The following is a 7,445-nucleotide window of genomic DNA, read 5'->3' on the forward strand; positions in this document are numbered from 1 at the left end:
CGGTATCTGTGAGTGTGGTGAATTCAAATATAATGATAATCCATGTGCGGTGCTTGACGATGATGACATACCGTTCAACCCTGATTTGCCGGGGTTCACAAGGTCTCTGTCTGGTGACGTGCTGGTTGAAACAGGCGAAGTCGTAAGGGATTTTTCGGGAGCTGAGAACATAGACGTCGTCGCGGCTTATGTAAACGAGATGTCGCTGGTCGTTTACCAGGGTAACGGAAAGGGAATGCTGCGCCCGGTGAACTTCGTCGGACTCGAGAGCGAGCCGACTGCCATCACTCTATGTGATTTTGATGATGACTCCTATATGGACGCGGCAGTAACGCTGAGGAATGGAAAGCTATTTATCTGTCACAGCACTGGAGAGGGGTATTTTTCAGACAATATCGATACTCTCCTTCTCCATGAGAGTGAGATCTCGGCCGATCCGGTCGATATCGCCGTGATAGATATCGATGACGATGACAAGGACGATCTCATAGTGGCCAACAACGGGACCCAGACTATAAGCATCATCAAGCATTCGTTAGAGCAGAGCTCGTTCCAGATGACCTATGCAGGTATCGAACGAAAGGAAGGAAACGAGGAATATGAAAAGGCGGCTCCGGTCGCTCTCGTAGTCGGGAACTTTGTGGATGACACCGGGGCGATCGAGGATGATTTCCTTGTCGCGACCGAAGGCGGGACGGTCGAGCTGTTCATGATGAGTGGAGATGTCGCGGTAATCGCGGGTTATTACGGTGCGGCCAATGTAGTAGAGGATGTCGTTAACGAACGGATCGTCGACATGGTCACAGGGCATTTTACCGGCACTCTCTTTTCGGATGTCGCTATCTTAGTGGCGGGAGCGGATCCGGACTTATACCTTTCCGGCAGCTACGTCCATATCATGAGAAGCACGCCGGATGACGCTACGAATTATCTTAGTTCGGCACAGGAGCTCGAAGTGACAGCAGGGTCTACTCCAGTCGTGCTTATCACTGGCGAGTTTGCTAACAGCGATGGCGACCTGATCGTCGGAGACGAAAATTGCCGGATCGAACTCTTTCTCCAGGATTCTCCTGGAATGTTCAGGAATGTGTTAATCGAGACCCTGCCCAGTCAATTTGGTCTCGTGAAACTGACGGACCTGGCTTCGGGCTTCCTGAGTACCAGCGGACCAATGTCTGTGGCAGGTGAAGACCTGGTCATCGGAACATCGCTGTACATAGTGGTCCTGGAGAATGACATGACGCTACGATGATCTATATCTTATTGACTCTGAGAGGTACATGCCCTCGGTTGGTAGATATCTCTCCGGATACAAAGAAGACTCCGCGCGGAGAGCCGCGCGGAGTCTTCTCATGTCAGTAAGGCCATGCTGTCGATTACTTATACATCGACTTGATCGCGCCCCATGTCGTGTTGCAGGTAGAGACGACATCGCATGATGGACCGTTGATCGACATGTTGTTCAGGACGTTCATGCCGTGAAGGACGAAGTCGCAGTCTCTGGCGAGGGAATTTATTCCGGTGATGGAGACAGCCTCCTCTTCCATGCCTGAAACGGTGACCGCCTGTTTGAATACAAGGACCCACTGCGATGGGCATTGACTAAACAACAAAGTCCACTCTATCCCTCCGTTTCCATAATCCACGACGATCAATTCTGAAAAGAATTCGCTGAATTCAGGTCTTGATTTCTCGAATATCTCGGGAGGATAGACCATCCTGAGTGTTATGTAATTAAGCCCGGCATCCTGCGGGACCCAGGCCAGGACATAGAGAACGATGATCGTGTCCGATTCAGAGCATATGTTTGTCAAGAAGCGCGACTCATCAGCCCAGACTCCGGAGTAAAACAGGTCCGAATTGGGCGGCAATTGTGCCGACGATTCACAGATCGGAACTGATAGGATGATAAAGAGAATAATTAAAAAGCCTGGTTTCCTCATCATGCTGTTCTCTGGTCCCTGGTGGAGATCCATACTCCGGCGAGTGATGTTTGAATATGTCGTAGATCTTTCCCTCAGAAATGTCTGATCTGATAGGGCGATTATATCATGGAGTGTATGGATTATCAACGCTTGGAAATATTTTGGAAGTATGTCTGTTATCCGTCAACAAACAAACAAAATAATTCGGGGGAAAATATATTTTACTATAACGAGATAGCGCTTGGAATGATGCTGTATGTACAATAAAGGCAGGCGGATAAGTTGATGTAAGACTTGTTGTGGCGGCGGGTTGCGTCAAGATATTATTACATCTAATTATGAAAATATTTCTTGCAAACGACCTGAATGCTGTGATACGATACTATCGTTATCTCGACGCTCCTACCCGAAAACAAAACTACAGAGATAAAACAGATCCTAAGTCGGACGATGAATACAACTGAATATTCGAGAAAGTGACATCTGATGTCTTTATGTCGGATGTGTCTTCTATTGCTGCCATGACATGAGCTAACAGGCGCATATAAGGAGGATAGTATGGAGAATATCCTGGGTGGTGAACGGTCTTGGGTACTTAACAATTGGAGGTGTCAGAATATGATCAAGATCATTCGGTTTGGCGGTGTCAAACTGATCCTTCTCCTTAGCCTGTCGCTTCTGATGTGCCTGGCTGCCTGTGGAGGGGCGATCGATCCAGATCCATTCGACCGATTTGCTTCATCCGCAGTCGAGCTTCGTGACAGCGCTGACGAGGTGCTCTCCCATCAGTATGATTGGGCTCGTGAGCGCTTTATCCAGGATACAGTCAAGGGTGATTCGATAAGCGGAGAGAAGGTCCAGAGACTCATTCTGGAAAATGTTCCCGGTGTACCATTCGCCTGGAAAGCACAGAGGCCGCCGATTCTATTTCTGTCAGCAGGAGAATTCAGGGAGTCGGTCAGGACTCTGAATGATGCTTTAGTGGATTATGCGGGATTGCTGATCGAACTGGCAGTATCTGGTCATATCGATCAGGATGAATTCACAGTCGCAGCGTCCGGCATCAATTCCGGGATTCAGGACGCATCAAAGGCATTGGGTCTAACCGACAAGGATAGAGAAATCGGTCTCTTCTCAACAGCAGCTACGGAACTTTTTCGTCAATACCTGCAATCGAAAAGTAAAAAGAAACTCAGGGATGCACTCAATGGAAATCAGGAAAATATTCGCGCATTATCTGACGCCTTAAGTGATGCCATGCGCCTGGCGTCACAGCACTTCTTTGCCGAGTATTCTTCGCGAAGCTTGAGTCTGGCATTGATGCTGGCACCCGATAATAGTATGTCGGACAACCAGAAACAGGATCGTGTTGTAGAGTTGATCGAACTGAATGAACTGCTCATAGGACGGTTGGATGTGCTGCGAAGGCTACATGATTCTTATGAATCTTTGCCTGGCGCGAACAGGGATCTCGCTGCATCTCTTGAGAAGGGTCAACATGGCCTGACATCAATCTATCGAATCCGCGACAACGCGAAGTTTCTGCGAGAAGTATACAAGGATCTGGGGAGTGAACAGAGTAATGAACCGAATGATTCCGACAACTGAACCAAGGGAGGGTGAAAACGATGCCGATAAACAGGGAGGATAAGGGATTCATCATAGATCAGATGGAGAATATGAGGACAAAAGGAAGTCGTCTGGTCATCAGCCTCAGGTTCGCGGGCGAGACCGAGGCAGCAAGAAAAGCAAAGAAAAAGGTCGATATGCTTGGAAGTACCATCGATGAACTCCTTGCTGAGTCAATGAAATCATGGACGGGGAATGGAAAGAGTCTGATCGATGATATTAAATGGGCTAATCAGCAACTGCAGAGGGACATCAATGACATTAAGAAAAAGAAAAATCTGGCACAAAAGTCCATAAATGCTTTCGGGTGCCTGGACGATGTGATCGTTAAGGTGAAAGATATTCTCGGGAAGATACAGTGAATAAATATGATCCCATTTTAAACCAGTCTCAGACTGGACAGGAGATTCTGACATTGGAGGATAATGATGAAGAATAAATCATGCATGACCGTGAAGAAGAGCCCGTTCATTTTGCTCCTCGCTTCTGTTCTACTTGTCTGTTTTACCTCATGTACATATATGAAGATGGATCCTCCCGCAGACGTAGATAAAGGCCCTCCAGTGCCGACCGCCCCTGCTATCGATAATTCATGTTGGATGGCTACAGCTTCAAATATGCTGGCAGGCGCCGGGTATGGAACTGGTACAACGCTTCAAGGCCGAGCGGAAGATATATATGGAGATATGGTAACCTGGCAGACTGACGTTGTTAATCCAACGGGAAAACAGGTGGGTGGTTGGACGGATACAGCTTTAAGCTGGTGGCTGAGTTCGGCTAATAACACATGGACCAGTAATCCCTACACAGTAGTGACGGTATATGGAAATAAAACACCCAGATACCCTTGGGCAAATTCCAATGGTGCCCGGTTTATTGGTAATGAACTTCGTAGATGTCAGTTCGTCGGGTTGAGTATAAGCTGGCCGACGGCAGGTGCTTCTATCGGGGAGCGAGGACATGCTATTACGGGCTGGGGAGACCATAGTGGTAAAAGCACTCTTACTCGAAATCCGTCGAGGGTCCGGTTAACAGATTCTGACACTGATACGGGAGGGGATGTTCAGAGTTATACATATGATTCCTACACATCTCCCAATCCGGGTGGCGCCAATGAAGGGAATGGCTGGTACATCGATTATCAGGATAACCATCCGTACATAAAACACATCATAACCTTATGTCCCACAGACGATCCTTCTGATAACAAATTGACACAGAAAGTCGTCGGATCCTACAAGATCCATCAGTCAAACAAAACGAGTGCCATTGATCTGCATTATAAAGTCGGTACCGATGTGACAATACTCAGCTATAAGACGACTATAGACTGGTCCACGGAAAACCTGCCCTCGATTACAGAAGAAGATCCCAGGAGAGAACTCGAGGTCGATTGGGACCTGTCCGATAAGCCTGTACCATTCTGTAACTGGGTGACTATAACTACCGAGTTTATTCTTCCCACCTGGAATGCGATTGAATACAGAGATGTCAAATTCACCTATCCCAAAGGAATAGAGTCAAAGTTCCTGCCACCGATCAAGTGGGAGATGAAGACAGCCCGGATAGACAGAGCTGAGACTATTAGAGACGTTACAGGTGGATACGTGATAGGTAGTTACAATATTGTCGATCCTCAGCTTCCAGCTGAGCAGCGAGTTGTCGCTGAGTACAGGTTCATCCATCAATACAGCTTCAATCAGTCCCCTGAGATGCATGAACTCGTTTTGACCGGGACACGAGGGTATGTGGCGACTGATATTCGCGTGGGCCACACTTATGGATTCCTTGATGCAAATGAATTGTGGAGGTTCAAGGACTGGATGACTGAATTAGGTGGCAGGGAATATCCTCTTGGTGATCGTCCGGTCGAAATTCTTGTGAACTGGGAAGGACGTTTACCATATCCCGAGGGAGAAGATGTCACTGGTAAGATAGAGCCTTTCAGGCGGAAATAGGACTGAGTCCTGTAAAAGAACCGGGCAGACAGAAAGTCAGACCGAAAGTACCAACCTGATCCCTTCGTTAAGATCCGCCAGGAGACCGGATCTCAGCTTTGAGACACGTTCGGTCGGATAGCTTTTATCCAGCGTGATGATCTGGGAGACGTTGATCACCGAATCCCTGCTCAGCCTGCTCTCTTTTCTTTTTAGAAGGATATTTCCAGGCGCACTGGAGAGCTTCAGGTTCGATGATATGACAGCGACTATGACGGTGCTGATGTTGGACCGGTTGAAAGGATCTGACTGGACGATTACGACCGGGCGGCGATAGCCGGGCTCGGAACCTCGCGGAGCGGGAAGGGTCGCCCACCAGATCTCGCCCCTGTTCATTCCCAGTCCTCCGCGGCGAGTGAAGCTCCCTGAAGCTGCTCGAGGACAGGGTCGAGCCGGTTGTCTTTACTATCCTTGTCATAGACAGAATTCAGTGCCTCTGTCACGCCCTCATCCCCGTGAAGATCGAGGAAGGAACGCAGCGCCTTCTGAAAGAGCGCGCTTCTGGAGACTCCGAGGCGCTTGGCAAGACGTTCGGCCGCAAGGAAGAGGCTGTCGGGTATGGATATCGCTGTCTTCATGCTGAAAGTATAACAATAGTTATACTTTTGTCAAGGGGAGACTTTGTCTTTGACAACAGCAGGGCTTGTTCCACGATCAGTTTTTCACTTGATATTCGAACATGATTCGGCGGCAAGCCAGGCAGTGGAGAAGGCCGCCTGCAGATTGTATCCTCCGGTGTTGCCGTCGACGTCGATCACCTCTCCGCAGAAGTAGAGTCCATCAACGAGTTTCGATCTCATCGTTCTCGGGTCGATCTCTTTTAGATCAATGCCGCCGCGGGTGATGATCGCCTCTTCAAAGGGCCTCGGGCTTTTTATGGTCAGCCGGAGATTCTTGAGAAGTGCGGCGAGGTTGCTTCTCTCTGCCGATGTGATCTGGCTGCATCTTTTTTCCGGTGCGATCCCACTTTTGGATATGAAAATAGGAATCAAGCGGTTGGGCAGGAGGTTCTTCATCACTGTCCTGAAATGCTTCGTTCCCGAATCGGAAAATTCCCTGATCAGTCTTTTGTCGAGTTTCTCGCCGGACAGGGCCGGTTTGAAATCGATTGAGAGTTCGACCGTTTTGCCCGCGGCGAGATTGTCTGTTATCTGCCCGCTCATCGTGAGGATCACAGGTCCCGAGACTCCGAAATGAGTGAAGAGCATTTCTCCGAATCCGGAATCGGTCTTCCTGCCGCCTGTAAAAACTGTGACCTCGACATTTTTCAGTGACAGGCCCTGCAGATCCCTGGCGAACCTGTCCTCTGTATCGAAAGGCACAAGGCCCTGTCTCGGCTCCACGATCTTGTGGCCGAGGGATGCGGCGATAGCGTACCCATCGCCCGTCGAGCCGGTGGCGGGATACGACTTGCCGCCTGTGGCAAGGAGTACTTTTTCGGTATGGATCACCTTCCGGTCACCCTTCAGGATCACGCCCTCAACGGATCCACTTTCTCTGCCTGTGACGATCCTGTCCACTCTGGAGGAAAGTCCGATCTCAACTCCATTTGATCTGGCATAACTTTCCAGCGTTTTTACCACAGTGGAGGCTTTGTCGGTCGCGGGGAATATCCTTCCTCCTCTTTCTTCCTTCGTTTCCAAGCCGAGCCCGGCAAAGAATCTTATGAGGTCATCGCAAGTAAACCGCGTGACCGCTCCGTAAAGGAACTTTCCCTTTTTACCAAAATTTTCGATGAAACGCTCCGTCTCTGCGCTGTTAGTAAGGTTGCATCTTCCCTTCCCGGTTATTCCCAGCTTTTTCCCGAGACGGTTGTTCCTTTCCAGGAGAAGGACCTCGAGCCCGTTCTCCGCGGCCCTTCCGGCCGCGAGCATACCGGCAGATCCTCCACCTA

Annotated in this window: 8 protein-coding genes; 4 read left to right on the top strand and 4 right to left on the bottom strand. The window is 49.3% G+C overall.

Annotated features, from left to right (window positions below; translation table 11 throughout):
- On the top strand, window positions 1-1,252 hold a 1,252-nt coding region (locus KOO63_12960), incomplete at its 5' end, for a hypothetical protein (GenBank protein MBU8922721.1).
- A 124-nt stretch (window positions 1,253-1,376) separates the two neighbouring features.
- On the opposite strand, the gene KOO63_12965 is transcribed toward KOO63_12960, so the two are convergent.
- Entirely contained in the window at window positions 1,377-1,814 is a 438-nt protein-coding gene (locus KOO63_12965; GenBank protein MBU8922722.1) for a hypothetical protein, read from the bottom strand.
- Window positions 1,815-2,543: 729 nt separating this feature from the next.
- On the opposite strand from KOO63_12965, the gene KOO63_12970 reads away from it, so the two are divergent.
- From KOO63_12970 to KOO63_12980, 3 genes are all read left to right on the top strand, one after another.
- On the top strand, window positions 2,544-3,533 hold the full coding sequence (locus tag KOO63_12970; protein ID MBU8922723.1) for a hypothetical protein: 990 nt from the start codon (window positions 2,544-2,546) through the stop codon (window positions 3,531-3,533).
- A gap of 20 nt (window positions 3,534-3,553) precedes the next feature.
- Window positions 3,554-3,916: a hypothetical protein gene (locus KOO63_12975; protein MBU8922724.1), complete on the top strand. Its 363-nt coding sequence runs from the start codon at window positions 3,554-3,556 to the stop codon at window positions 3,914-3,916.
- 63 nt (window positions 3,917-3,979) lie between these two features.
- On the top strand, window positions 3,980-5,512 hold the full coding sequence (locus tag KOO63_12980) for a hypothetical protein (GenBank protein ID MBU8922725.1): 1,533 nt from the start codon (window positions 3,980-3,982) through the stop codon (window positions 5,510-5,512).
- 36 nt (window positions 5,513-5,548) lie between these two features.
- Here the strand turns inward: KOO63_12980 and KOO63_12985 are convergent, their stop codons facing one another.
- The 3 genes from KOO63_12985 to KOO63_12995 all read right to left on the bottom strand — a co-directional run.
- Complete coding sequence (locus KOO63_12985) at window positions 5,549-5,887, bottom strand: type II toxin-antitoxin system PemK/MazF family toxin (GenBank protein MBU8922726.1); 339 nt, start codon at window positions 5,885-5,887, stop codon at window positions 5,549-5,551.
- On the bottom strand, window positions 5,884-6,129 hold the full coding sequence (locus tag KOO63_12990) for a hypothetical protein (GenBank protein ID MBU8922727.1): 246 nt from the start codon (window positions 6,127-6,129) through the stop codon (window positions 5,884-5,886). The genes KOO63_12985 and KOO63_12990 overlap by 4 nt, the downstream gene beginning before the upstream one ends.
- A gap of 84 nt (window positions 6,130-6,213) precedes the next feature.
- Window positions 6,214-7,445 (bottom strand): NAD(P)/FAD-dependent oxidoreductase (locus KOO63_12995; protein ID MBU8922728.1); only part of this gene is annotated, 1,232 nt, incomplete at its 5' end.

It is taken from the genome of Candidatus Latescibacterota bacterium, assembly GCA_019038625.1.
Taxonomy (GTDB): domain Bacteria; phylum Krumholzibacteriota; class Krumholzibacteriia; order Krumholzibacteriales; family Krumholzibacteriaceae; genus JAGLYV01.

Bases quoted from the DNA above. Each gene is read 5' to 3' on its own strand.
- KOO63_12980 (MBU8922725.1), top strand. From the start codon at position 3,980: ATGATGAAGAATAAATCATGCATGACCGTGAAGAAGAGCCCGTTCATT.
- KOO63_12985 (MBU8922726.1), bottom strand. From the start codon at position 5,887: ATGAACAGGGGCGAGATCTGGTGGGCGACCCTTCCCGCTCCGCGAGGT.
- KOO63_12975 (MBU8922724.1), top strand. From the start codon at position 3,554: ATGCCGATAAACAGGGAGGATAAGGGATTCATCATAGATCAGATGGAG.
- KOO63_12970 (MBU8922723.1), top strand. From the start codon at position 2,544: ATGATCAAGATCATTCGGTTTGGCGGTGTCAAACTGATCCTTCTCCTT.
- KOO63_12990 (MBU8922727.1), bottom strand. From the start codon at position 6,129: ATGAAGACAGCGATATCCATACCCGACAGCCTCTTCCTTGCGGCCGAA.